The sequence below is a fragment of the Burkholderia sp. Cy-637 genome, assembly GCF_011753175.1.
GTDB classification, from domain to species: Bacteria; Pseudomonadota; Gammaproteobacteria; order Burkholderiales; family Burkholderiaceae; genus Burkholderia; species Burkholderia gladioli.
This window is the reverse complement of sequence record NZ_VWWC01000006.1, coordinates 66,033-90,893: the sequence shown is the minus strand read 5'-3', so window position 1 is coordinate 90,893 and position 24,861 is coordinate 66,033. Positions and strand designations below refer to the sequence as shown.

The window sequence follows — 24,861 nt, the reverse complement described above, 5'->3', positions numbered from 1 at the left end:
CGCGCGTGCTGTCATTCCTCGAGCAGCGCCTCGGCCGGCGCGGCCGCCCGCTGCGCGCGCGTGGCCAGGAAGTAGCCGTAGCCGAGCGCGACGATCGCCACGAAGATCAGCGCGACCAGCGCGTTGAAATAGACCATCGTGCCGAGGCAGACCAGCGCCGCCACCAGCGCGAAGGCGGGGAACAGCGGGTAGAGCGGCGCGCGGAACGGGCGCGCCATCGCCGGCTGGCTGCGGCGCAGCTTGAAGAGGGCCGCCATGCTGACGATGTACATCACGATAGCGCCGAATACCGACATCGTCACGATGTTCGCGGTGAGCGTCTGGCCGCCGAACTGGATCAGCTCGTCGCTGTAGATCGCCGCGATGCCGACCACGCCGCCCGCCAGGATCGCGCGATACGGCGTGCGAAAGCGCGGGTGCACCTTGGCCAGCCATTCCGGCAGGTAGCCCTCGCGCGCCAGCGCGAAGATCTGCCGCGAATAGCCGAGGATGATGCCGTGGAACGAGGCCACCAGCCCGAACAGGCCCAGCCAGACCAGCATGTGCATCCAGCCGCTGTGCTCGCCGACGATGTACTTCATGGCCTGCGGCAGCGGATCGTTGATGTTGGCCAGCTTGGTCCAATCGCCGGCGCCGCCCGCGAACACCATCACGCCGATCGCCAGCACCACCAGGGTCAGGATCCCGGCGACATAGGCGATCGGAATCGAGCGCTTCGGGTTCTTCGCCTCCTCGGCGGCCATCGCCACGCCCTCGATCGCGAGGAAGAACCAGATCGCGAACGGAATCGCCGCGAACATGCCGTGGAAGGCGCCCGGCGAGAAGTGGTCGGCGCCGCTCCAGCCGCCGCGGGTGAAGTTGTCCCAGGAGAAGCCCGGCGAAACCACGCCCATGAACACCAGCAGCTCGAAGATCGCCAGCAGGGTGACGATCAGCTCGAAGGTGGCGGCGATCTGCACGCCGACGATATTGAGCGCCATGAACACCAGGTAGGCGCCCATCGCCGCGTGCTTCGGCTCCAGCGAGGGGAACTGCACGTGCAGGTAGGCGCCGATCGCCAGCGCGATGGCCGGCGGCGCGAACACGAACTCGACCAGGGTGGCGATGCCGGCCAGGTAGCCGCCGGCCGGGCCGAAGGCGCGCCGCGCATAGGCGAACGGGCCGCCGGCGTGCGGGATCGAGGTGGTCAGCTCGGTGAAGCTGAAGATGAAGGTGGTGTACATCGCCGCGATGAACAGCGCGGTGACCACGAAGCCCAGCGTGCCGGCGCTGGCCCAGCCGTAGCTCCAGCCGAAATACTCGCCCGAGATCACCAGGCCCACCGCGATGCCCCACAGCTGCCAGGTGCCGAGGGTCTGTTTCAGTGCCGGCCCCGGCGCGGCGCCGCCCGCTGCGGGGCGGCCGTTCGACTCTGCTTGCATCGCTCTCTCCTCATGTGCGGCTGCCGGCGCGGCGCGCCGGATCGGGTGACCGATCACCGATGCTAGAGAGTCATTAATCGAGGCGTTATCGAAAATCGGCAAAGGTGGGCGGGGCGGCGGATGCTGCCGATTGCGCGGGTCGTAAGGCTTCCGTAGGATGAGCGGCGGCATGGCGCCGGTGGTCGCGCGTGCCGGCCGATCCATCACGACTGATTCCGGGGACCTTCCAGCATGACGAATCCGCAGCTCGACATCCGCCAGCTCGCGCCGCTCGAGGTAGTCGCGGCCGCCCATATCGGCCCTTATGCCGAGATGCATGTCGCATTCTCGCGCCTGGCCGCCTGGCTCGACGAACAGGGCCAGTTCGGACCCGATACGCAATGCCTGGGCATCTTCCACGACGATCCCGAGACGGTGCCGGCCGCGCAGTTGCGCTCGCATGCCTGCTTCGCGCTCGGCGAGGGGACCGCGGCGCCGGCCTTGCCCGGGCAGTTCGAACACCTGACCATCTCGGGCGGCCCGTATGCGGTACTGATTCATCGCGGGCCCTATGCGCGGCTCGGCGAATCGTATCGATGGCTGTTCCAGGAATGGCTGCCCGCATCGGGACACGCGCCGGCCGAGGCGCCTTCGTTCGAGCGCTATCTCAACGATCCGCGCGACACGCCGGCCGAGCAGTTGCTGACCGAGATCTGCCTGCCGCTGCGCTGAGCGGCGCGCACAGCGAGCCGGACCGTTTATCCACGGCCCGCTGTGGATAAGCCGGCATTCAGCGGCGCATCGCGCATTGCGCTGACCGGCTCAATGCACGCGCGTGCCGCATCGCGTGCACATGCGCGAGGCCGCTTCCAGCGGCGCGCGACAGCGGCGGCAGACCGCCGGCCGGCCTGCATCGCCGGAACGCAGTTGGGTGAAGCGCTGCCCCGGCCGCGCGGCATGGCCGCCCAACGCGCCGCGCAGCGTGTCGAACCAGCGGGAGAAACGGTTCATCGCGAGCGCCTCCTTCCCGATGCCGCCGTGCCCCTCAGCGCGAGGCGCGCAGCAGCCGCAAGCCATTGCCGACCACGATCAGGCTCGCGCCCGCGTCGGCGAACACGGCCATCCACATGGTGCCCAGCCCGGCCACGGTGAGGCCGAGGAACACCGCCTTCACCACCAGCGCGAAGCCGATGTTCTGCACCAGCACGCGGTGCGTGGCGCGCGACAGGCGCACGAAGGCGGGGATCTTGCGCAGATCGTCGTCCATCAGCGCGACGTCGGCCGTCTCGATCGCCGTGTCGGTGCCCATCGCGCCCATCGCGAAGCCGATGTCGGCGCGCGCCAGCGCCGGCGCGTCGTTGATGCCGTCGCCCACCATCCCGACCGCGCGGCCCTGGCCCGACAATTCCACCACGGCGGCCAGCTTGTCTTCGGGCAACTGGTTGCCGCGCGCATCGTCGATGCCGACCTCGCGCGCGATCGCCGCGGCCGTGTGCGCATTGTCGCCGGTCAGCATCGCGGTGCGGATGCCGAGCGCGTGCAGTTGCTCGATCGCCTCGCGGCTGGTCTGCTTGACCGTGTCGGCGACCGCGAACAGGCCGAGCACACGCGTCGCGTCGATCAGCATCACCACCGTGCGGCCCTTCGATTCGAGCGCGGCCACGCGTTCGTCGAGCGCCGCCGAGGCGCGGCCGAGCTCGACCGCCAGGCGCCGGTTGCCGAGCCAGTAGGCGGCACCGTCGATGCTCCCGCGCACGCCGCGGCCCGGCAGCGCCTCGAAGCCCTCGACCTCGGCGAACGGCGCGCCGGCGCTGCCGCGCTCGGCCAGCGCCGCGGTCGCGATCGCCTGCGAAACGGGGTGATCGGAGCGGCTCGCGAGGCTCGCGGCCATGAAGGCGATCCGCTGCGGCTCGAGATCGTCGGCCAGGACCTCGACGTCGGTGCGCACCGGCTTGCCGTGGGTGAGCGTGCCGGTCTTGTCGAGCGCGAGCCAGCCGAGCTTGCGGCCTTCCTCGAGATAGACGCCGCCCTTCACCAGGATCCCGCGCCGCGCCGCGGCCGCCAGCCCCGAGACGATGGTGACCGGCGTCGAGATCACCAGCGCGCAAGGGCAGGCGATCACCAGCAGCACCAGCGCGCGATAGACCCAGTCGTGCCAGGACCCGCCCAGCAGCAGCGGCGGCACCACCGCGACCAGCAGCGCGATCGCGAACACGATCGGCGTGTAGACGCGCGCGAAGCGGTCGACGAAGCGCTGGGTCGGCGCCTTGGCGCCCTGCGCCTCCTCGACGGCGTGGATGATGCGCGCCAGCGTGGTGTTCGAGGCCACCGCGGTGACGCGATAGTCGAACGAGCCCGATTCGTTGATGGTGCCGGCGAACACGGCGTCGCCGGGTGCCTTCTCGATCGGCAGGCTCTCGCCCGTGATCGGCGCCTGGTTCACGCTGGAGCGGCCCTCGACCAGCTCGCCGTCCAGGCCGATGCGCTCGCCGGGGCGCACGCGCACGATCGCGCCGAGCGCGACCTCGGCCGCCGCCACCGACGCCCAGCTGCCGTCGGGCTGGCGCACCGTGGCGGTATCGGGCGCGAGCCGCATCAGACCCTGGATCGCGTTGCGGGCGCGGTCGAGCGACTTCGCCTCGATCAGTTCGGCGATGGTAAACAGCACCATCACCATCGCCGCCTCGGGCCACTGGCCGATCAGCATCGCGCCGGTCACGGCGATGCTCATCAGCGCGTTGATGTTGAGGTTGCCGTTGCGGATCGCGATCCAGCCCTTGCGATAGGTGGTGAGCCCGCAGACCGCCACCGAGGCCAGCGCCAGCAGCGCGGCGGCCCAGGTCGGCAGGCCGGCCCAGGTGACGGCCTCGGAAGCCAGCGCGGCGACGCCGGCCGCGACCAGCGGCCAGACCGGCTTGGCGGGCTCGGCGATGGGGCCGCCCGCCTTGGCGTCGGCGGCGCCGGCCAGCTCGGGCGTCATGCCGAGCGTGCGGATCGCCGCGGCGACCGAATCGGCCGCGCCCGGCGTGTGGACCACGGTCAGCATGCGCTGCATCAGGTTGAATTCGAGCGTCGCCACCGAGGCCATGCCGCCCAGCTTCTTGCGGATCAGCGTTTCCTCGGTCGGGCAGTCCATCTGCATGATGCGGAAGGCGGAGCGTTCCTGGCCGTCGGCCAGGCGCTCGGTGCCGGGCAGCGGCGCGAGCGTCAGCGCGGCGGGGGCGCAGCAGTCGGCGCCGTGGTCGTGGCTGTGGGCGGCGTGGTCGTGGTCGTGGTCGTGGTCCGCGTGATTGTGCGCGGCGTGACCGTGGCCCGCATGATCATGGTTCGAAGGGTCATGGCCCGCGTGATCGGCGGCGGCATGGCCATGGCTGCCGTGCGCGGCGTGGTCGTGCCCCGCATCGTCGTGGCCGGCATGCGCGTGATCATGCTCATGCGAATGCGCCTCGCCCGAACAACATGCATCGGCACGTTCCGGCGCGGCGGCGAGCGCGAGTTCGGCCTGCCTGGCCGGATCGCGGCGCGTCCATTGGATCGCCTGGCCCGGCGCGGCGGCGGCGCGGGCATCGGCCGGCGCACGGGCATGGTCGTGGTCGTGCCCGCAGCAAGTCGCGCCGGCGCCATGCGCATGCGCCTCGTGGCCGGCATGGTCGCCGGCCCCCACCGCCTGCGCCTCGCGCGCCTCGACGCCGATCGCGTCCTTGCTCCGATTGCTTTCGCTCATCACCTTCTCCGATGCCTGATTGCTTGACGGTGTAGAGTTAACACCCTGAAGCCACTTCAGGGTCAACCGCTACCGCCAGGAGAATCTGATGAAGATCGGCGAACTCGCGAAAGCCGCCCGCTGCACGCCGGAAACGATCCGCTTCTACGAGAAGGAGGGTCTGATGCCGGATGCCGAGCGCACCGACGCCAATTACCGGCGCTACACCGAAGTCCACGTCGAGCGCCTGCGGTTCATCCGCAACTGCCGCGCGCTCGACATGACGCACGACGAAATCCGCGCGCTGCTGCGCCTGACCGACGACCCCGCCGATCGCTGCGATTCGATCAACACGCTGCTCGACGAACACATCGGCCACGTCAATGCGCGGCTGGTCGAACTGCAGCACCTGAAGGCCCAGCTCAGCGAATTGCGCGAGCAGTGCCAGGGCGATCACACGGTCGAGGATTGCGGCATCGTGCATGGCCTCGCGACCATGGAAACGCCGGAGGCGCCGGCCAAGCGCACCCACGTCGGCTAGGCGCGCCTGCAGCCGGCACGCGCGTTCATCATTGCGTCAATTCATGACCAGTCATAAAATCACTAGTCACAAATTGATGATGGATTCGACTGGCTCATGCCGAAATTTTCCCCTCTCGCGCTGGCCGTGCTGGCGATGCTGACCGAAGCGCCGATGCACGCCTACCGGATCCAGCAGCTGATCAAACTGCGCGGCAAGGACGAGGTGATCAACGTCCGCCAGCGCAACAGCCTCTACCAGACGCTCGAGCGCCTGCTGCGCGACCACCTGGTGGTGGTCCACGATACCGAGCGCGACGGCATGTTCCCCGAGCGCACTATCTACGCCGTCACCGAATCGGGTCGCAACACCGCGCGCCAGTGGCTGCGCGAGCAGCTCGCGCAACCGGCCCGCGAATTCCCGGCGTTTCCGGTCGCGCTGTCGATCCTGCCCTTGCTGTCGGTCGAGGATGCGCGGCGCCAGCTCGAGGCGCGCATCCTCGCGCTCGAGGAGGAACTCGAACGGCTTGAGGCGGCGCGCAACGCGGCACTCGCGATGCAGATCCCGCGGCTGTTCCTGCTGGAGAGCGAGTTGCTGCAGGCCACCGTCGAGACCGAACTCGACTGGGTGCGCAGCGTGGTGGGGCACCTGAAGGTGGGTGCGCTGACCTGGAGCGAGGCCTGGCTGCGCGACGTGGCGGCACGCCTGGCCGAGGCCGATCCCGATTGAGGCGGGATGGAGCGGAGCGGGGCGGGGCGGCACGAGATCCATGCGCGCCCCATCTCATGCTCGCTACTTCGTCGAGATGTCGATATCGCCGAAATACTTGCGGCCCAGCGCCTGCACCGTGCCGTCGGCCTTGATCTGCTCGATGGCCGCGTCGAGGCGCGCCTTCAGCGCCGCATCCCCCTTGCGCAAGCCGAAGCCGATCCCGTCGCCGAGGATCCGGTCGTCGCGCACCGGCGCGCCGACGAAGGCGAAACCCTTGCCGTCGGGCCGGGACAGGAATCCGCGCTGGCCGGCCGGCGCGAGCACCAGGGTGCCGTCCAGGCGCCCCGAAACCAGGTCGGCATAGACCTGGTTCTGGTCCTGGTAGGAGACGATCGACACATCCGCGTTGGCCCAGTGCGCGTTCGCGTAGGTTTCCTGGATGGAGCCCTGCAGCACGCCGATGCGCTTGCCCTTCAGCGATTCCGGCGTCGGCTGCAAACCGCTGCTCGCGCGCGCGATCAACTGCGTCGGCACGCGATAGATGATGGTGGTGAAGGCGATCGCCTGGCGACGCTGCGGCGTCGCGTTCATGGCCGAGTTGATCGCGTCGAACTTGCGCCCCTGCAGGGCCGGGATCAATCCGTCGAACGAGGTCTCCACCCACTTGCAGTCGAGCTTCGCGGTGCGGCACACGGCATTGCCGACGTCGATGTCGAAGCCCTGCAGCGAGCCGTCGGCCGCCTTCGATTCGAACGGCGCGTATTGCGCCTCGACGCCGAAGCGCAGGTTCTGCGCATCGGCCGCCCGGGCGGCGCCCGTGAGGCTCATGGCAGCCGTCGCGCCGAGCGCGCAGGCGAACGCGCTGACGCGCCGCCGGTTCCATCCAGTCATGCTGATCTCCTTGCAGTCTGCGGGATTCGGATCAGAGCGCGCGCAGCCGGCGCGCGCCCTCGACGAGCGTCGCGTCGTCCTTGGCGAAGCTCAGGCGTATCACGCCGGTCTCGGTGCCGTCCGCGTGGAACGCCGACAGCGGGATGGTGGCGACGCGCGCGTCGCGAATCAGGCGCAGCACGAAATCGCTGTCGCGCTCGTCGGAGAAATCGCGAAAACGCGCCAGCATGAAGAAGCTGCCCTCGCTGGGCAGCAGCTCGAAGCGCGAATCGGCCAGCTCGCGCGCCAGCAGGTCGCGCTTGGCCTGGTAGAAGGCCGACAGCCCCAGGTAGCTGGCCGGATCGGCCAGTGCCTCGGCGAAGGCGATCTGCATCGGCGTATCGGCCGAGAACACCATGAACTGGTGGACCTTGCGGATCTCGTCCATCAGCGCGGCCGGCGCCAGGCAATAGCCGACGCGCCAGCCCGTCACGTGGAAGGACTTGCCGAACGAGGAGACGATCACGCTGCGCTCGGCCAGCGCCGGGCGGCTCGCCATGCCGAGGTGGCGCGCGCCGTCGAACACCACGTGCTCGTAGACCTCGTCGGACAGGATCACGATGCCGGTGTCGCGCGTGAGCCGCTCGAGCCGCGCGAGATCGTCGGCGCCGAAAATGGTGGCGGTGGGGTTGTGCGGGGTGTTGACGATGATCATCCGCGTGCGCGGCGTGAGCGCGGCCGCCACCTCGTCCCAGTCGATCCGGAAGGTTTCCGGCGAGAGCTTGATGGCCACCGGCACGGCGCCCTGCATGCGCACGATCGGCGCGTAGCTGTCGAACGAGGGCTCGAAATAGATCACCTCGTCGCCGGGATGCACCAGCGCGCTGATCGCGGCGTACAGGCCCTCGCTGGCGCTGGCCAGCACGGTGATCTCGCTGCCGGGGTCGTAGCGCGCGCCGCCCAGGCTCTCGGTCTTCAGCGCCAGCGCCTCGCGCAGCGCCAGCACGCCCGGCATCGGCGCGTACTGGTTGTGGCCGTCGCGCATCGCGCGCGCCACGCCCTCGACCAGCGCCGGGTCGGGCGCGAAGTTGGGCGCGCCCTGCGAGAGATTGAGGGCATCGTGTTCGGCGGCCAGCTTGCCGATCACGCTGAAGATCGTGGTGCCCACGTCGGGCAGCTTGGAGCGGGGCGCGAGGGCGCTCTGCATGGGACATCTCCTGCGGCGGAACCGGCCGCGCCGACGCGGCGGCGGCCATACCGGGCGATTTAGCCGGAGACAAATTCCCCCCGCAATCGAATCCTCTACATGGCCGCCATGAGGAAATTGCATGGCTGAACCGCACGACGCGATCCCGCGCCGCGATGCTCCGCGGCACGGCGGCCATGAAAAAACCGGCCGGCCGGCACGTCGTGACAACGTGCCGACCGGCCGGTCCGGTCCCGCGAGCCAGCCCGGGCGGTCAAGCCGCCGGGGCCGCGAGGCTTACTTGCCGCCGATGCTCTTGAGCGGCTTCCACTCGCCCTTTTCGACCTTGTACATCGTGATGCCGCCGTTCTTCAGGTCGCCGCGCGAATCGTAGGCGATATGCGTCGAGGTCACGCCGGCCATGTCGGTCTGCGCCAGCACCGGCAGGTACTTGGCCGGATCGGTCGAGTTCGCCTTCTTCATCGCGTTGAACATCGCCATCGCGCCGTCGTAGGCGTAGGGCGAGTAGGTCTGCACGTCCTCGCCGAAGCGCTTCTTGTACTTGTCGGCGTAGGTCTTGCCGCCCGGCATGTCGTTCAGCGGCAGGCCGGCCAGCGAGGCGATGGTGCCTTCCGAGGCGTCGCCCGCGATCTTCAGGAAGGTCGGCGTGTGGACCATTTCACCGCCCATCAGCGGCGCCGTGACGCCCAGCGACTTCATCTGCTTGACCATCGGCGCGGCCTGCGAATCGGCGCCGCCGTAATAGACCAGATCCGGCTTGGCGGCCTTCAGCTTGGTCAGGATCGCCTTGAAGTCGACGGCCTTGTCGTTGGTGAACTCGCGATCGACGATGGTCGCGCCGGCTGCCTTGGCGGCCTTCTCGAACTGGTCGGCCAGGCCCTGGCCGTAGGCGGTGCGATCGTCGACGATGGCGATCTTCTTCATGCCGAGATCCTTCACCGCGAAGGCGCCCGCGACCGAGCCCTGCTGCGTGTCGGAGGTCATCATCCGGAAGGTCGTCTTGTAGCCTTGCGTGGTGTACTCCGGCGCCGTCGCCATCGCGACTTCCGGGATGCCGGCGTTCGCGTAGATGCGCGAGGCCGGGATCGTGGTACCCGAGTTGAAGTGGCCGAGCATGCCCTTGATACCGTCGTCGACGAGCTTCTGCGCGACCGTGGTGCCCGTGCGCGGGTCGGCCTGGTCGTCCTGCGAGTCGAGCACGAAGGTCACCGGCTTGCCGCCGATCACGGGCTTCGTCGCGTTGAAGTCCTCGATCGCCAGCACGATGCCGTTCTGCATGTCCTTGCCGTAATGCGCCTGCGCTCCCGTCATCGGTGCCGCGAAGCCGATCTTCACGTCATCCGCGTACGCGGTCCCCGCCAGCGACATGACCGCAACGAACGTCGCGCCTGCCACTTTTTTCATCGTGTGTTGCATTAGCTTCTCCTAATACCAGGGTAAAACCAGGGTAAATGGAGCGGCTTCGGGTTTGCCGTGCCGCTTCCGTTTCGTCATGCCAACCAGCCGGGATCGCTCAGCCGATCGTCATCAGGTTCGCGTTACCGCCCGCCGCCGCGGTGTTCACGCTGACCGAGCGCTCGGTCAGCAGGCGCTCCAGCGCGTAATCCTCGTCGCCGTTCTCGAAGGCGCCGGCCGCCACGCCCTGCACCGAGACGATCGGACCGGGACGCTGCGAGACCTCCTTCACCAGCGCCAGCAGTTCGTCGCTGTCGCCTTCGAACAGCACCGCGTCGAAGCTCGCGTCGGCCTGCTTGCGCACCGTCGCCTGACCCTTCAGCGAGGCCGGCAGCGCGGCGGCCAGCGCCTCGCCGGCGGCGCCCGCGAACAGCGCGCGGTTGCCGGTGGCCAGCACCGAGGCGAACTGCGCACGCGCGCCGCGCGCGGTGGCCGCGATGCAGAGCACCGTGCCGCGCGGACCGAGCGTGTAGGTGTTGCGCTCGCCGGTCGGGCCGGGCAGCACCGCGGTCGCGCCGGCCAGCACGCGCGACAGGTAGCCTTCGCAGCGCGCGGCCAGCGCGGCCTCGCGCTGTTCGATCAGCCAGTCGCGCAGCGCGGCCAGGGCCGACGCCGGATTATCACCCGACTCGCCCTCCACCGGCGCATCCACCACCAGCGAGGCCTCCAGCGACTTCGGCAGGCCCGCCGGGCGCGTGGCCAGCAGGCGCTGCAGGTAGAGCGCGCCGCCGGCCTTGGGACCGGTACCGGACAGCCCCTCGCCGCCGAACGGCTGCACGCCCACCACGGCGCCCACCACGTTGCGGTTCACGTAGATGTTGCCGACATGGGCACGGCCGATCACATGGGCGATGGTCTCGTCGATGCGCGTATGGATGCCGAGCGTGAGGCCGTAGCCGGTCGCGCGCACCTGCTCGAGCAGCTTGTCGAGCGCGCTGCGGCGGTAGCGCACCACGTGCAGCACGGGGCCGAACACCTCGCGCTTGAGCTCGTCGATGCTGCCGATCTCGATCAGCGTGGGCGGCACGAAGGTGCCCTGCGCGCAGCCGTCCGGCATCGGCAGCTGGGTGACCGGGTGGCCCTTTTCCTTCATCGCGGCCACGTGGGCATCGATGCCGCGCTTGGCGTCGGCGTCGATCACCGGGCCGACGTCGGTCGAGAGGCGATCGGGGTTGCCGAGCGCGAGCTCGTGCATGGCGCCCTTGAGCATGGTCAGCGTGCGGTCGGCCACGTCGTCCTGCAGGCAGAGCACGCGCAGCGCCGAGCAGCGCTGGCCGGCCGAGTCGAAGGCCGAGTTCAGCACGTCGGCCACCACCTGCTCGGCCAGCGCGGACGAATCCACGATCATCGCGTTCTGGCCGCCGGTCTCGGCGATCAGCGGGATCGGCTTGCCGTCCGGGTCCAGGCGCGCGGCCAGCACCTTGTTGATCAGGCGCGCCACCTCGGTCGAGCCGGTGAACATCACCGCGCGCGTGCGCGGATCGCCCACCAGCGCGGCACCGACCGTCTCGCCGTCGCCCGGCAGCAGTTGCACCGCGCCGGCCGGCACGCCGGCCTCGCGCAGGATGCGCACGGCCTGCGCGGCGATCAGCGGGGTCTGCTCGGCGGGCTTGGCCAGCACCGTGTTGCCGGCGGCCAGCGCGGCCGCCACCTGGCCCATGAAGATCGCCAGCGGGAAGTTCCAGGGGCTGATGCAGACCACCGGGCCGAGCGGGCGATGCGTGTCGTTGGAGAACTCGTCGCGGATCTGCGCCGAGTAGTAGCGCAGGAAGTCGATCGCTTCGCGAATCTCGGCCACCGCGTTCGGCAGCGACTTGCCGGCCTCGCGGATCACCAGGCCCATCAGCGTGTGCATCTGCGCCTCGAGCAGGTCGGCGGCGCGCGCCAGGCAGTCGGCGCGATCCTCGACCGGCGTGGCCTGCCAGATCGGCGCGGCCGACACGGCATGCGCGAGCGCGGCACCGACCTGCTCGGGCGTCGCCTCGCTGACGGTGCCGACCACGTCGCGCAGGTCGGCCGGGTTGCGGACCTCGCGCGCCGGCGCGTCGGACAAGGCCTCGTCGGCCAGCAGCGGCGCGGCGCGCCACGGATGATGCGCGCTCGTCAGCAGTGCCGAGGACAGCGAGGCGAGGCGGTGTTCGTTCGACAGGTCGAGGCCCATCGAGTTGGCGCGCGAATCGCCGTAGAGCTGGCGCGGCAGCGGGATCTTCGCGTGCGGCGCGCCGAGCGGGACGATCCTGGCGGCTTCCTCGACCGGATCGGCCACCAGGTCCTTCACGGCCACCGCCTTGTCGGCGATGCGGTTCACGAAGGAGGTATTGGCGCCGTTCTCGAGCAGGCGGCGCACCAGGTAGGCGAGCAGGGTTTCGTGGGTGCCGACCGGCGCGTAGACGCGGCACGGGCGGTTCAGCTTGTCGCGGCCCGTCACTTCCTCGTACAGCGGCTCGCCCATGCCGTGCAGGCACTGGAACTCGTACTGGCCCGGGTAGTAGTTCTGGCCGGCCAGGTGGTAGATCGCCGAGAGCGTGTGCGCGTTGTGCGTGGCGAACTGCGGATAGACCGCGTCGGGCGCGCCGAGCAGTTTCTTTGCGCAGGCCAGGTAGGACACGTCGGTGTAGATCTTGCGCGTGTAGACCGGGTAGCCCTCCAGGCCGTCGACCTGGGCGCGCTTGATTTCGGAGTCCCAATAAGCGCCCTTCACCAGGCGGATCATCAGGCGGTGGCGGCTGCGGCGCGCCAGGTCGATCAGGTAGTCGATCACGAACGGGCAGCGCTTCTGGTAGGCCTGCACCACGAAGCCGATGCCGTTCCAGCCGGCCAGGTCCGGATCGAAGCAGAGCGCCTCGAGCAGGTCGAGCGAGAGCTCCAGGCGGTCCGCTTCCTCGGCGTCGATATTGAGGCCGATGTCGTAGCGGCGCGCCAGCAGGGCCAGCGCGCGCACGCGCGGCAGCAGTTCGCTGATGGTGCGATCCTGCTGCGCGCGCGAGTAGCGCGGATGCAGCGCGGACAGCTTGATCGAGATGCCCGGGCCTTCGTAGATGCCGCGGCTGCCGGCGGCCTTGCCGATCGCGTGGATCGCCTGCTCGTAGGAGGCGTAGTAGCGCTGCGCATCCTCCTCGGTGGTGGCGGCCTCGCCGAGCATGTCGTAGGAATAGCGGAAGCCGCGCGCCTCGTACTTGCGGCTGTTGGCCAGCGCCTCCGAGATCGTCTCGCCGGTCACGAACTGCTCGCCCATCAGGCGCATCGCCATGTCGACGCCCTTGCGGATCAGCGGTTCGCCGCCGCGGCCGATCAGGCGCGTGAGCGCGGAGGACAGCCCGGCCTCGCTGTTGGTGGTGACCAGCTTGCCGGTGATCATCAGCCCCCAGGTGGCCGCGTTGACGAACAGCGAGGGCGCGTGGCCGACGTGCGAGCGCCAGTCGCCCTTGCTGATCTTGTCGCGGATCAGCGCGTCGCGCGTGGCGCGATCGGGGATGCGCAGCAGCGCCTCGGCCAGGCACATCAGCGCCACGCCTTCCTGGCTCGACAGCGAGAATTCGTGGATCAGCCCTTCGACGCCGCCGCCGGAGCTCTTGCTGCGCAGCGTCTCGACCAGCTTGGCGGCCAGGTTCTGCGCGTCGGTCGACAGGTTCGCGCTGAGGCGGGCCTGGCCGATCAGGAAGGGCACGCACTCGGGCTCGGGGCGACGATAGGCGGCCGTGATCGCGGCGCGCAGCACCGATTGCGGCTGCACGCTCTGCGCGAATTCGAGGAACGGGTGGGGCGCGCCGTCGTCGTTGTCGGCATGGCTGTCGGCGAGTTCGGCGAAACCGCTGCGACCCGACAGCTCGGCCGGAAGCTGGCCGTGCTCGATCTTCTCGAGGTACGCGAAGATCGCTTGTTTGATCAGCCAGTGGGGGGTGCGCTCCAGGCGCGCGGCGGCGTCCTTCAGACGCGAACGGAGCAGATCGTCGACTTTGACGCCTAGGGTGGTGCTTGCCATGATTCCTTGTGTGCCGGTACTTGGCCGGCGGTCGCGTGGATAAGACTCGCGGAATCCTATGCCACACAATAAAAAGGTGCAACCGAATCGCGAGTTCGGTTGCACCTTTGCAAAATACTTTGAAATCAATGCATTAGAGCATCGCAACCGGTCCACGCCAAGCACTAGGGTGATCGGTATTTTCCCTTAGGACGGGTGAGCGCCTGGCGCGGATTTTTCGGCGCACCGGAATGGGGAATTGGCGTTTCGGGAAGTACCGCACACGGCGGCGAGGCGAGTGCTCGCTACGCGGTGATCGACCTCGCGCCTTGCCTGTCGCGGGTTCCTGTTTGATTCCGGTGCATCGCGAAGCAGGTGAAATGTGGACCCGCGGCAGCATCGAAGGCACCTGGCGCGACCTGGAAAACGTCCGGGAAGCCCTCTGGTTGCACCACTTCGATGCATGCGCTCCCGTCGCGCAAACCGGCTCGGGAAGGCCTTGGGGGCACGTCGCTCAGATGTCGAGCGGGTCCACCTCGACGCTCCAGCGCAACACGCCCTTCAGTTCGCGCAGCCGCGGTTGCCACGCCGCCAGCACGTGTTGCAACACCGCGCGCGAGGCGCTTTCCACCAGCAGTTGCGCGCGGTGCACATGGAGCACCTTCACGATCGTCATCGGCACGGCGTCGTAGACGGTCACGCGCTCGGCGCCGGGCAGCGCCGCCAGCTCGGCCGCGCCCGCCTGCAGGAAGGCCAGCGCGGCCTCCAGGGTGCGCCCCTCGGCGCGCAGCAAGGCCTGGTAGACGAAGGGCGGCAGGTGCGCGTCGCGGCGCTCGGCCAGCGTCGAGCCGGCGAAGCCGACGTAATCGTGCCGCGCCAGCGCGTGATAGAGCGCGTGGCGCGGATAACGCGTCTGGATCAGCACGTCGCCGGGCAGCCCGGCGCGGCCCGCGCGGCCGCTGACCTGCATCAGCTGCGCGAACAGGCGCTCGGTGGCGCGGAAGTCGTGCGAGAACAGGGCGGTGTCGGCATTGAGCACGCCGACCAGCGAGACGCGCCGGAAGTCGTGCCCCTTGGCGATCATCTGGGTGCCCACCAGGATGTCGACCTCGCCGGCATGGACGTCGGAGAACAGCGCCTCGGCGCTGCCCTTGCGGCGCGTGCTGTCGGCGTCGATGCGCAGGATCCGCGCGCCCGGCACCGCCTCGGCGAGCGTCTCCTCGACGCGCTGCGTGCCGCGCCCGAGCGGCGCGATATCGACATTGCCGCACTCGGGGCAGTTGTGCGGGATCCGCGATTCCCAGCCGCAATGGTGGCAGCGCAGCGCGCGCTCGGGCTTGTGCAGCACCACGTAGGCGCTGCAGCGCGGGCAGCCGGCCACCCAGCCGCAGGCGTCGCAGGCCAGCGCCGGCGCGTAGCCGCGCCGGTTCAGGAAGATCAGGCTCTGCTCGCCGCGTTCGAGCCGGCCCTTGAGCGCGGCCACCAGCGGCCCCGACAAGCCGCCGATCGAAGCCCGGCCGCGCCGCCGCTCCTCCTCCTGGTCGACCAGCCTGACGGTGGGCAGCACCGCGTCGGCCACCGCGCGGCGCGACAGCGTGAGCCGCGTGTAGCGGCCCTGCTCGGCCTGCCACCAGCTTTCCAGCGAGGGCGTGGCCGAGCCCAGCACCACCGGGATCTCGAGCCGCTTGGCGCGCCATACCGCGAGGTCGCGCGCCGAGTAGCGCAGGCCTTCCTGCTGCTTGTAGGCGGGCTCGTGCTCCTCGTCGACCACGATCATCGCCAGCGACGGCAGCGAGGCCAGCACCGCCAGGCGCGTGCCGAGCACGATGCGCGCGCGGCCGGTATGCGCGGCGAGCCAGTGTCGCGCGCGCTCGCCCTCGGCCAGCCCGCTGTGCAGCGTGACGATCGCGCCGGGCGGCAGCACTGCGGCGAAGCGCGCGCGGAACGCGGCCTCGAACTGCGGCGTCAGGTTGATCTCGGGCACCAGCACCAGCGCCTGCGCCTCGGGTCGCGTGGACAGCAGCGCCGCCAGCGCACGCAGGTAGACCTCGGTCTTGCCGCTGCCCGTCACGCCGTGCAGCAGGAAGGGCGCGAAGCCGCGCGCGGCCTCGATCGCTTCCAGCGCGTCGGCCTGCTCGGCGGTGAGTGCCGGCGGCACAGGCGCGACGATCGAGTTATCCACCGCTTGTCCACCGACGTCGGCCGCGGCGATCTCGATGCAGGCGGCCCAGCCCGCCTCGCACCAGGCGTCGAGCGTCGCTTGCGCCTTGGGATGCAGCGCGCGCAGTTCGGGCAGGGGGAGGGAGGGGTTGTCGAGCAGCGCCTGCGCGAGCCGGCGCAGCGCCGCGGCGCGCGCGGGCAGCGCATCGGGCAGGGCCTCGCGGCCGGCGGGCGAGAGCTGGTAGCGGATCTCCGGCGCCAGCAGGCGGCCCCAGCGCTCGGCGTCGCGCAGCGCCTGCGGCAGCGCCGGCAGGGCAACCTCGCCGCGGCCGCGCTGATAGTAATCGGCCGCGAAATCGACCAGGTCGAGCCAGTCGCCGGCCAGCGGCGGCAGCTCGCCGCAGATCGCGGCGACCTCGCGCAGGCGATTCTCGGGCACCTCGGTGTGAGTGGCGACTTCGCAGATAAGCCCCACCACCAGCCGCTTGCCGAACGGCACCTGCACCAGCATGCCGACGCGCGGCGGCAGCGCGCCGCGATAGCGGTAATCAAATAGCGTCGCTAAAGGATGATCGAGCGCGACGCGCACGTAGAGGGCTTCGCTCATTGGCCGCCCGGCGCGCCGGCAGGCGCGATCGACGGCCGGCGCACGGCCGGCGACGCGAAGTTAAAGTAAAACATCACTTTCGGCGCTAAGTTTCGGATTCTCATTAAGAATCAGTGGAAGCCGATCCTTCCTGTGGATAACTTTGTTGAGAACTCGTGCTTGACTGTCCCGGAATGGCTTCCCCGCGTGCCGATCACTGCTTTTTGATACATCGGAGTCCTTGTCGCCGAGCCTTATCCAGCAAGGCTGCTATCCGATTTCCAGCGCAATAGCGTGGACGTTTTGTCGACGCGGCGCTCTACCGCGCCGCAACGTGCAAAATGTGTATAAGTCAAGTCTTGACAAGCCGGGAAGTGCCGATCGACGGGCGCTTGCGCCCCGATTCGCCCGGCCGGCGCAAACCGGAATCGCTGCGACGCAGCATCCCGGCTTCGATTCGACGCGCCGCTCAGGCCTTGTCCTGCCCGCGCCAGGTAAGCTGGGCGAGCAAGCGGAACACCATGCCAACGCGCCGCCCGCGCGACTTCCTCAGCCCAGCGAACCCGCGCGTAGCGTGCGGCTATGGCGATGCACCTCGTCGACCAGCTCGGCGACGCTTTCCGGCGGCGTGAACTGCGAGATGCCGTGGCCGAGGTTGAACACGTGGCCGGGATGGTTGCCGTAGCTGTCGAGCACCGCGCGCGCTTCCATGCGGATCGTCGCCGGCGGCGCGAACAGGATGTTCGGGTCGAGGTTGCCTTGCAGGGCCACCGCGCCGTTCACGCGCTCGCGCGCGCGGCCGAGGTTGACGGTCCAGTCCAGGCCAACCGCGTCGACGCCGCTGGCGGCGATCTCCTCGAGCCACAGCCCGCCGCCCTTGGTGAAGGTGATCACCGGCACCTGCTCACCGTCGTGCTGGCGCTTGAGCTTGGCCACCACGCGACGGATCGGGTCCAGCGAGAGGCGCTGGTAGGCGCCGTCGGCCAGCGTGCCGCCCCAGGTGTCGAAGATCATCACGGCCTGCGCGCCGGCTTCGATCTGCGCGTTCAGGTAGGCGGCCACCGCATCCACGTTGACATCGAGGATCCGCTGCATCAGGTCCGGCCGCGCATAGGCCATCGACTTCACCGTGCGGAAATCGTCCGACCCGCCGCCCTCGACCATGTAGCAGGCGAGCGTCCAGGGGCTGCCCGAGAAGCCGATCAGCGGCACCCGCTGGCGGCCCTGCGCGTCGGTCAGCGCGCGTCGGATCTCGCGCACCGCATCGGTCACGTAGCCCAGCGTCGCGCCGATGTCGGGCACGGCCAGCCGCGCCACGTCGGCCTCGGTGCGCACCGGGCTGGCGAACTTCGGCCCCTCGCCGGCCTGGAACTCGAGGCCCAGGCCCATCGCGTCGGGGATCGTCAGGATGTCGGAGAACAGGATCGCGGCGTCGAGCGGGTAGCGCTCGAGCGGCTGCAGCGTCACCTCGGTCGCGTAGTCGGGATTCTTGGCCAGGCCCAGGAAGCTGCCGGCGCGCGCACGCGTGGCGTTGTACTCGGGCAGGTAACGGCCTGCCTGGCGCATCAGCCAGATCGGCGTGTAGTCGGTCGGCTCGCGACGCAGCGCGCGCAGGAAGGTGTCGTTGAGCAGGTTATGAGCCACGGTATGAGCGACGAAGCGGGTGCAAACGCGCATTCTACCGGAGCCGCCCGCCGCCGGCCGCGCGACGGCTTCGCGGGACCGGCGCGCGCCGCTATCATCGGGGACCGATGCGCGCCGCCCGTGCCCCGGAGCCGGCGCCGCATTCCAGCACTCGCCACCAGAAAACCCCGTTTGGAGACATCGATGATCCCGGCCCTCATTCCGGCGCGCTTCCGCGCACGCGCAGTCGCGTCCTGCCTTGGCTTTGGCATCGCCTGCGCGGGCGCCACGGCCTTCGCGGCCAGCCCCGCCGAGCCGATCGCCAACGCGGCCGGCGCGGCGCCCGCCGCCGCCTCGCGGCTCGACGAAGTGCTCGCGCGCGGCGTGCTGCGCGTGTGCACCACCGGCGACTACCGCCCTTATTCGTATTACCGGCCCGACGGCCGCTTCGAGGGCATCGATATCGACCTGGCCGAATCGCTGGCTCGTTCGCTGAAGGTGCGCACCGAGTACGTGAAGACCAGTTGGCGCGCGCTCACCGACGATTTCGTGGCGCGCTGCGATATCGCCGTCGGCGGCATCTCCACCACGCTCGATCGCCAGCAACGCGCCTTCTTCACACGCCCGACCATGCAGGACGGCAAGACGCCGATCGTGCGCTGCGCCGACGTGGGCCGCTACCAGAGCGTCGCCCAGATCGACCAGCCGGCCACGCGCGTGATCGTCAACCCGGGCGGCACCAACGAGCGTTTCGCCAGGAAGTACCTGGGCCACGCGCAACTGAGCGTGCATCCCGACAACGTGACGATCTTCCGGGAGATCCTCGACGGCCGCGCCGACGTGATGGTCACCGATGCCTCGGAAACGCTCTGGCAGCAGAAGCTCAATCCCGGGCTCTGCTCGGTCCACCCCGAGCAGCCGTTCCAGTTCGGCGAGAAGGCCTACATGGTTCCGCGCGGCGACGTGGTGTTCCAGCAATACGTCGACCAGTGGCTGCATCTGGCCCGCGAGACCGGCGAATTCCAGGCCGTGACGGACAAATGGCTCAAGTAGGGGCGCGGCCGGCGTTTCGGTGTCTTACGACGCGGCGCGCCGGTTACACCCGGGGCGGCAAGGCTTACCGGGCCGGGTAGTCCAGCCGGCCATCGGTGCCGCTGCCGGGCCCGGCGAGGGCAGCGAATCGGCCCGCAAGGCGGCAGGAAGTCGGCTGTAGCCGGATTGATGCACCATCGCGAGGATATTCGTCCGGGAAATCGGGGATTATCCGAATGCAGGAAATACCAGTTTTGCCGGCTTGTCGGCCTTATTCTGGCGTTTGGCGAAAACACAAAAAAACACACAAAATGATGGCCGGAAAATACGGTAAAAAGACCCCGCTTTAAACTCCGACAGAAAGTAAAAAATCCCGGAGAGCCTTATCTGGCGGGCGTTACAACCTGATACACTTTGTTACCGCCAGCCCCGATCAATTCGCCCACAATGGCTCTCACGGTTTCAACACGGATGCGGTCTTTCTTGTGCCTTGTGTGAGCGGATACGAAGCACGCTGAATAGTCCGTCGGTCTCGTACCGAATCCCTTCCCAGGGGCATCCTTGTTGGAATCGTGATCGGCTCATGCCGATTGCTTCCACCTTTGGTCTCCTCGCGCTAACCCCGTAGCGTGTGGTTTTTAGCGGGCTAATAAGCCCGCTTTTTTTCGTCCATAGAAAACGCAAACGCTCCCGCGTCAGGCCGTTTTCTGCTCCGTCAGCCGCAGTTCGTCGATCATCGCGTCGCGCATCACGAACTTCTGCACCTTGCCGGTCACCGTCATCGGCAGCGCCTCCACGAATCGCACGTAGCGCGGCACCTTGTAGTGGGCAATCTGCCCGCGGCAGAAGTCGCGCAGCTCCTCCTCGTCCATCGCCTCGCCGGCGCGCAGCACGATCCACGCGCACACTTCCTCGCCGTACTTCGGATCAGGCACGCCGAACACCTGCGCGCTCTGGATCTTCGGGTGACGAAACAGGAATTCCTCGATCTCGCGCGGGTAGATGTTCTCGCCGCCGCGGATCAGCATGTCCTTGAGGCGCCCGACGATGTTGCAGAAGCCTTCCTCGTCGAAGGTGGCCAGGTCGCCCGTGTGCATCCAGCCGTCGACGATCGCGCGCCGCGTGAGCGCCTCGTCGCCCCAGTAGCCGGCCATCACCGCGTAACCGCGCGTGCAGAGTTCACCGGTGGCGCCGACCGGCACGATCGCGCCCTCGGCATCGACGATCTTCGCCTCCAGATGCGGCTGGATCCGGCCGACCGTGGTGGTGCGCTTCTCCAGCGTGTCGTCGGTGGTGCTCTGGAACGAGACGGGGCTGGTTTCGGTCATGCCGTAGGCGATGGTGACCTCGGCCATGTGCATCTCGGCCACCACGCGCTTCATGGTCTCGATCGGGCAGGGCGAACCGGCCATGATGCCGGTGCGCAGCGTGCCGAGGTCGAAGCGCTTGAATTCGGGGTGGTCGAGCTCGGCGATGAACATGGTCGGCACGCCCTGCAGCGCCGTGCAGCGCTCGGCCTCGACGGCGGCCAGGGTGGCGAGCGGATCGAAGGCGGCGCCGGGAAACACCATCTTCGCGCCGACCGACACGCTGGCAAGCACCGACAGCACCATGCCGAAGCAGTGATAGAGCGGCACCGGAATGCACAGCGCGTCCTGTTCGGTGAGCCGCATCACCCGCGCGATCGCGCGCGCGTTGTTGACCACGTTGCGATGCGTGAGAGTCGCGCCCTTCGGGCTGCCGGTGGTGCCGCTGGTGAACTGGATATTGATGGGATCGGTGTCGGCCAGGCCCGCGCCGAGCACGTCGAGGCCCGCGTGCTCGCGCAGCGTGCGCCCGTGCGCGAGCACGTCGTCGAAGCGCAGCATGCCGGCCGGCGGCGCCTCGCTCATCGACACCACCGCGCGCAGCGCGGGCAGGCGCGCCGCATGCAGGGCGCCCGGCGCGCAGTCGTCGAGCTCGGGCGCGAGCGTGCGCAGCATCTGCGTGTACTGCGAGCTCTTGAACGAATCGGCCGCCACCAGCATCTTGCAGCCGACCAGGTTCAGCGCGTATTCGAGCTCGGCGAGCCGGTAGGCGGGGTTGATGTTGACCAGGATCGCGCCGATCCGCGCGGTCGCGAACTGCGTGAGCAGCCACTCGACGCGATTCGGCGCCCAGATGCCGACGCGCTCGCCCGGCGCGATGCCGAGCTCGATCAGCGCCGCGGCCAGCGCATCGACCTCGTCGCCGAACTCGCGCCAGCTCCAGCGCACGTCCTGCTCGCGGAATACCACGGCCGGCCGATCGGGGAAACGCGCGATGGCGGCGGCCAGGAAATGGCCGATGGTGTCGTGGCTGAGCGGCACGTCGGTCGTGCCTCGCACGTAGGAAAGGCCGTCGTGCGGCGCGATTCCCGCAGGGCGGGAGCCCTGGCCAGCCTGGTCGCCCGGATTCGAAGCCTGGTTTGCCGTCGTCGTCATTGCCATCTCCGAGTAGGTGCGGTGAGCCGGCTCATTCTGCACCGGCTGACAATCGGCTGACATCGGGGTTAGCGCGGCCCGCGTCTCGCGGCAGCGGAGGCGGGGCGAAAACCCGGACGAAAAAAAAGCAGCCCGGAGGCTGCTTCTTCCTGCCGGTGCGCGAGGCACCGACGCTTCAGTTCTTGCTGCGGATCTTGGCAAGACGCTGGATCGCCTCGAGCTGCGCCATCGCCGTGGCGAGTTCCGACTGCGCCTTCGCGAGGTCGATATCCGACTTCGCGTTCTGCAGCGTTTCCTCGGCACGACGCTTCGCTTCCTCGGCCTTCGCGGCGTCGAGATCCCGGCCGCGAATCGCGGTGTCGGCGAGCACGGTCACGGCGCCCGGTTGCACTTCGAGAATGCCGCCGGCGACGAACACGAATTCGTCCTGACCGCCTTCCGATTCGATGCGCACCGCGCCCGGACGAATCCGGGTGATGAGCGGCGTGTGGCCGGGCAGAATGCCCAACTCACCCGATTCGCCCGGCAGCGCGACGAACTTCGCCTGGCCCGAGAAGATTTCCTCTTCCGCGCTGACGACGTCTACTTTGATGGTTGCCATATGGACTCCTGTCGACGGACCCCGGCGCTGGCGCGCCGCTGCCCGTCCCATGCACGGCAGGTCGAGCGTGTTGCAGGCAGCGCGCCTCGCGCAAGCGCTCCAGCCGAAATCGACCGAAGCGCCGGCGCAGGCGGCACGCGCCTGCCACTCACCCTGACCTTACTGGATCTTCTTGGCCTTCTCGAAGGCTTCGTCGATCGTGCCGACCATGTAGAACGCCTGTTCCGGCAGGTGGTCGCACTCGCCTTCGACGATCATCTTGAAGCCACGGATCGTTTCCTTCAGCGGCACGTACTTGCCCGGCGCGCCCGTGAACACTTCCGCGACGTGGAACGGCTGCGACAGGAAGCGCTGGATCTTCCGTGCGCGGGCGACCGTCTGCTTGTCTTCCGGCGAAAGTTCGTCCATGCCCAGGATCGCGATGATGTCGCGCAGTTCCTTGTAGCGCTGCAGCGTCTGCTGCACGCCGCGCGTGATCGTGTAGTGCTCTTCGCCGATCACGTTCGGGTCGATCTGGCGCGAGGTCGAGTCGAGCGGATCGACGGCCGGGTAGATACCCAGCGAGGCGATGTCACGCGACAGCACGACGGTGGCGTCCAGGTGGCCGAAGGTGGTGGCCGGCGACGGATCGGTCAAGTCATCCGCCGGAACGTACACGGCCTGCACGGACGTGATCGAGCCGGTCTTGGTCGACGTGATGCGTTCCTGCAGCTTGCCCATTTCCTCGGCCAGCGTCGGCTGGTAACCCACCGCCGACGGCATCCGGCCCAGCAGTGCCGACACTTCGGTACCGGCCAGCGTGAAACGGTAGATGTTGTCGACGAAGAACAGCACGTCGAGGCCTTCGTCACGGAAGTGCTCGGCCATCGTCAGGCCGGTCAGCGCCACGCGCAGACGGTTGCCCGGCGGCTCGTTCATCTGGCCGTAGACCAGCGCGACCTTGTCCAGCACGTTGGAGTCCTTCATCTCGTGGTAGAAGTCGTTCCCTTCACGGGTACGCTCGCCCACGCCCGCGAACACGGAGTAACCGCCGTGTTCCTTCGCGATGTTGTTGATGAGCTCCATCATGTTGACGGTCTTGCCCACGCCGGCGCCGCCGAACAGGCCGACCTTGCCGCCCTTGGCGAACGGGCAGACCAGGTCGATCACCTTGATGCCGGTTTCGAGCAGTTCGGTCGACGGCGACAGTTCGTCGAACGCCGGTGCCTTCTGGTGGATCGAGCGCTGATGCTCGCTCTCGATCGGGCCGGCCTCGTCGATCGGACGACCCAGCACGTCCATGATGCGGCCGAGGGTCGGCTTGCCGACCGGCACCGAGATCGGCTTGCCGGTGTTCTTCACCGCCACGCCGCGGCGCAGGCCGTCGGAGGCACCCAGACAGATGGTGCGGACGATGCCGTCACCCAGCTGCTGCTGGACTTCGAGCGTCAGTTCCGAGCCATCCAGAGTGAGCGCGTCGTAGATCTTCGGCATGCTGTCGCGCGGGAATTCCACGTCGATAACGGCGCCGATGCACTGTACGATCTTGCCTTCTACCAAAGCAGTAGTACTCATCGCTTTTCCTTTCAATACCTGATTCTTTACTCGCGCAAGGGCGCAGTTTCGAGGCAACGGTCGCTGAGCCGCTTACACCGCGGCGGCACCGCCGACGATCTCCGACAGCTCCTTCGTGATCGCGGCCTGCCGGCTCTTGTTGTACGACAGCTGAAGCTCGCTGATCACGGTCTTCGCATTGTCGGACGCAGCCTTCATCGCGACCATTCGCGCCGATTGCTCGGACGCCATGTTTTCCGCCACTGCCTGGTAAACCAGCGCCTCGACGTAGCGCACCAGCAGCTCGTCGACCACCGCCTGCGCATCCGGTTCGTAGATGTAGTCCCACGAGGTCTTGGGCGTACCGTCCGCGCCGTTCTCGAAGTGCTCGGCCGACAGCGGCAGCAGCTGCTCGATCACCGCTTCCTGCTTCATCGTGTTGATGAAGCGCGTGTAGGCGATGTAGACGGCCGACAGCTTGCCTTCCGAGTACGCGTCGAGCTGCACCTTCACGGCACCGATCAGCTTGTCCAGGTGCGGCGTATCGCCGAGCTGGACGACCTGCGAGACCACCTTGCCGCCGAAGCGGTTCAGGAAGCCGAGGCCCTTGTTGCCGATCGCGGTGGCCTCGAACTTCTGGCCCTGCTTCTCGAGTTCCTTCAGCTTGCTCACCGTCGTGCGCAGCACGTTGGTGTTCAGGCCGCCGCACAGACCCTTGTCGGTCGTGACGAGGATCAGGCCAGCCGTCTTCGATTCCTCGTTCGCCACCATGAACGGGTGGCGGTATTCCGGGTTCGCGCGGCTCATGTGCGCGGCGATCGCGCGGACCTTGTCGGCATAGGGACGGGCAGCGCGCATGCGTTCCTGCGCGCGGCGCATCTTCGATGCCGCGACCATTTCCATCGCCTTGGTGATCTTGCGCGTGTTCTGCACGCTCTTGATCTTGCCGCGGATTTCCTTCATTCCAGCCATTGCTTGCTCCTTGACCGAAGCGATGCCTCAGCGCTCACGCGCATGGCATCGCCTCGAGGTGTCCC

General features: G+C 68.5%; 17 protein-coding genes. 4 read left to right on the top strand and 13 right to left on the bottom strand.

The annotated features are described in order from the left end of the window. Positions 1–11: 11 nt before the first annotated feature. Positions 12–1,421, bottom strand: coding sequence for an ethanolamine permease (gene eat / locus F3J10_RS03580; RefSeq protein ID WP_167241054.1), 1,410 nt, complete (start codon positions 1,419–1,421; stop codon positions 12–14). A gap of 231 nt (positions 1,422–1,652) precedes the next feature. On the opposite strand from eat, the gene F3J10_RS03575 reads away from it, so the two are divergent. After that, on the top strand, positions 1,653–2,132 hold the full coding sequence (locus F3J10_RS03575) for a GyrI-like domain-containing protein (protein ID WP_167241052.1): 480 nt from the start codon (positions 1,653–1,655) through the stop codon (positions 2,130–2,132). 90 nt (positions 2,133–2,222) lie between these two features. Here the strand turns inward: F3J10_RS03575 and F3J10_RS03570 are convergent, their stop codons facing one another. Together F3J10_RS03570 and F3J10_RS03565 are read right to left on the bottom strand one after the other, a co-directional pair. Next, the gene (locus F3J10_RS03570; RefSeq protein WP_025097731.1) at positions 2,223–2,411 is read right to left on the bottom strand and encodes a hypothetical protein; all 189 of its coding nucleotides are present in this window, start codon (positions 2,409–2,411) and stop codon (positions 2,223–2,225) included. Positions 2,412–2,445: 34 nt separating this feature from the next. Beyond that, the gene (locus F3J10_RS03565) at positions 2,446–5,124 is read right to left on the bottom strand and encodes a heavy metal translocating P-type ATPase (RefSeq protein WP_167241049.1); all 2,679 of its coding nucleotides are present in this window, start codon (positions 5,122–5,124) and stop codon (positions 2,446–2,448) included. An 88-nt stretch (positions 5,125–5,212) separates the two neighbouring features. On the opposite strand from F3J10_RS03565, the gene cadR reads away from it, so the two are divergent. Next, a complete protein-coding gene (gene cadR / locus F3J10_RS03560; protein WP_025097729.1) occupies positions 5,213–5,644 on the top strand; it encodes a Cd(II)/Pb(II)-responsive transcriptional regulator in 432 nt (143 codons plus the stop codon). Between the two features lie 96 nt (positions 5,645–5,740). Then, the gene (locus F3J10_RS03555) at positions 5,741–6,352 is read left to right on the top strand and encodes a PadR family transcriptional regulator (protein ID WP_025097728.1); all 612 of its coding nucleotides are present in this window, start codon (positions 5,741–5,743) and stop codon (positions 6,350–6,352) included. Positions 6,353–6,415: 63 nt separating this feature from the next. Here the strand turns inward: F3J10_RS03555 and F3J10_RS03550 are convergent, their stop codons facing one another. The 6 genes from F3J10_RS03550 to hemE form a co-directional block, all read right to left on the bottom strand. Next, the gene (locus F3J10_RS03550; protein WP_167241068.1) at positions 6,416–7,162 is read right to left on the bottom strand and encodes an ABC transporter substrate-binding protein; all 747 of its coding nucleotides are present in this window, start codon (positions 7,160–7,162) and stop codon (positions 6,416–6,418) included. Between the two features lie 94 nt (positions 7,163–7,256). Beyond that, positions 7,257–8,411: a pyridoxal phosphate-dependent aminotransferase gene (locus F3J10_RS03545; RefSeq protein WP_166914166.1), complete on the bottom strand. Its 1,155-nt coding sequence runs from the start codon at positions 8,409–8,411 to the stop codon at positions 7,257–7,259. 276 nt (positions 8,412–8,687) lie between these two features. After that, positions 8,688–9,827 carry a branched-chain amino acid ABC transporter substrate-binding protein gene (locus F3J10_RS03540; RefSeq protein ID WP_025097725.1) on the bottom strand — a complete coding sequence of 380 codons (1,140 nt, stop codon included), beginning with the start codon at positions 9,825–9,827 and terminating at the stop codon, positions 8,688–8,690. Between the two features lie 97 nt (positions 9,828–9,924). Beyond that, positions 9,925–13,848, bottom strand: a complete 3,924-nt coding sequence (gene putA / locus F3J10_RS03535) for a trifunctional transcriptional regulator/proline dehydrogenase/L-glutamate gamma-semialdehyde dehydrogenase (protein WP_167231014.1) — start codon at positions 13,846–13,848, stop codon at positions 9,925–9,927. 493 nt (positions 13,849–14,341) lie between these two features. Beyond that, complete coding sequence (locus F3J10_RS03530) at positions 14,342–16,594, bottom strand: primosomal protein N' (RefSeq protein WP_167241047.1); 2,253 nt, start codon at positions 16,592–16,594, stop codon at positions 14,342–14,344. A gap of 528 nt (positions 16,595–17,122) precedes the next feature. Continuing rightward, positions 17,123–18,217: a uroporphyrinogen decarboxylase gene (gene hemE, locus F3J10_RS03525; protein ID WP_025097722.1), complete on the bottom strand. Its 1,095-nt coding sequence runs from the start codon at positions 18,215–18,217 to the stop codon at positions 17,123–17,125. A gap of 183 nt (positions 18,218–18,400) precedes the next feature. Here hemE and F3J10_RS03520 point away from each other — a divergent pair, with 183 nt between their 5' ends. After that, positions 18,401–19,249 carry a transporter substrate-binding domain-containing protein gene (locus F3J10_RS03520; RefSeq protein ID WP_167241045.1) on the top strand — a complete coding sequence of 283 codons (849 nt, stop codon included), beginning with the start codon at positions 18,401–18,403 and terminating at the stop codon, positions 19,247–19,249. Between the two features lie 674 nt (positions 19,250–19,923). Here F3J10_RS03520 and F3J10_RS03515 read toward each other — a convergent pair. The 4 genes from F3J10_RS03515 to atpG form a co-directional block, all read right to left on the bottom strand. Next, complete coding sequence (locus F3J10_RS03515) at positions 19,924–21,690, bottom strand: AMP-binding protein (protein WP_166912772.1); 1,767 nt, start codon at positions 21,688–21,690, stop codon at positions 19,924–19,926. Positions 21,691–21,865: 175 nt separating this feature from the next. After that, complete coding sequence (locus F3J10_RS03510; protein WP_013696176.1) at positions 21,866–22,291, bottom strand: F0F1 ATP synthase subunit epsilon; 426 nt, start codon at positions 22,289–22,291, stop codon at positions 21,866–21,868. A 159-nt stretch (positions 22,292–22,450) separates the two neighbouring features. Further along, on the bottom strand, positions 22,451–23,845 hold the full coding sequence (atpD, locus tag F3J10_RS03505; RefSeq protein ID WP_017917924.1) for a F0F1 ATP synthase subunit beta: 1,395 nt from the start codon (positions 23,843–23,845) through the stop codon (positions 22,451–22,453). A 72-nt stretch (positions 23,846–23,917) separates the two neighbouring features. Continuing rightward, entirely contained in the window at positions 23,918–24,796 is an 879-nt protein-coding gene (atpG, locus tag F3J10_RS03500; RefSeq protein WP_025097719.1) for a F0F1 ATP synthase subunit gamma, read from the bottom strand. Between the last annotated feature and the right edge of the window lie 65 nt (positions 24,797–24,861).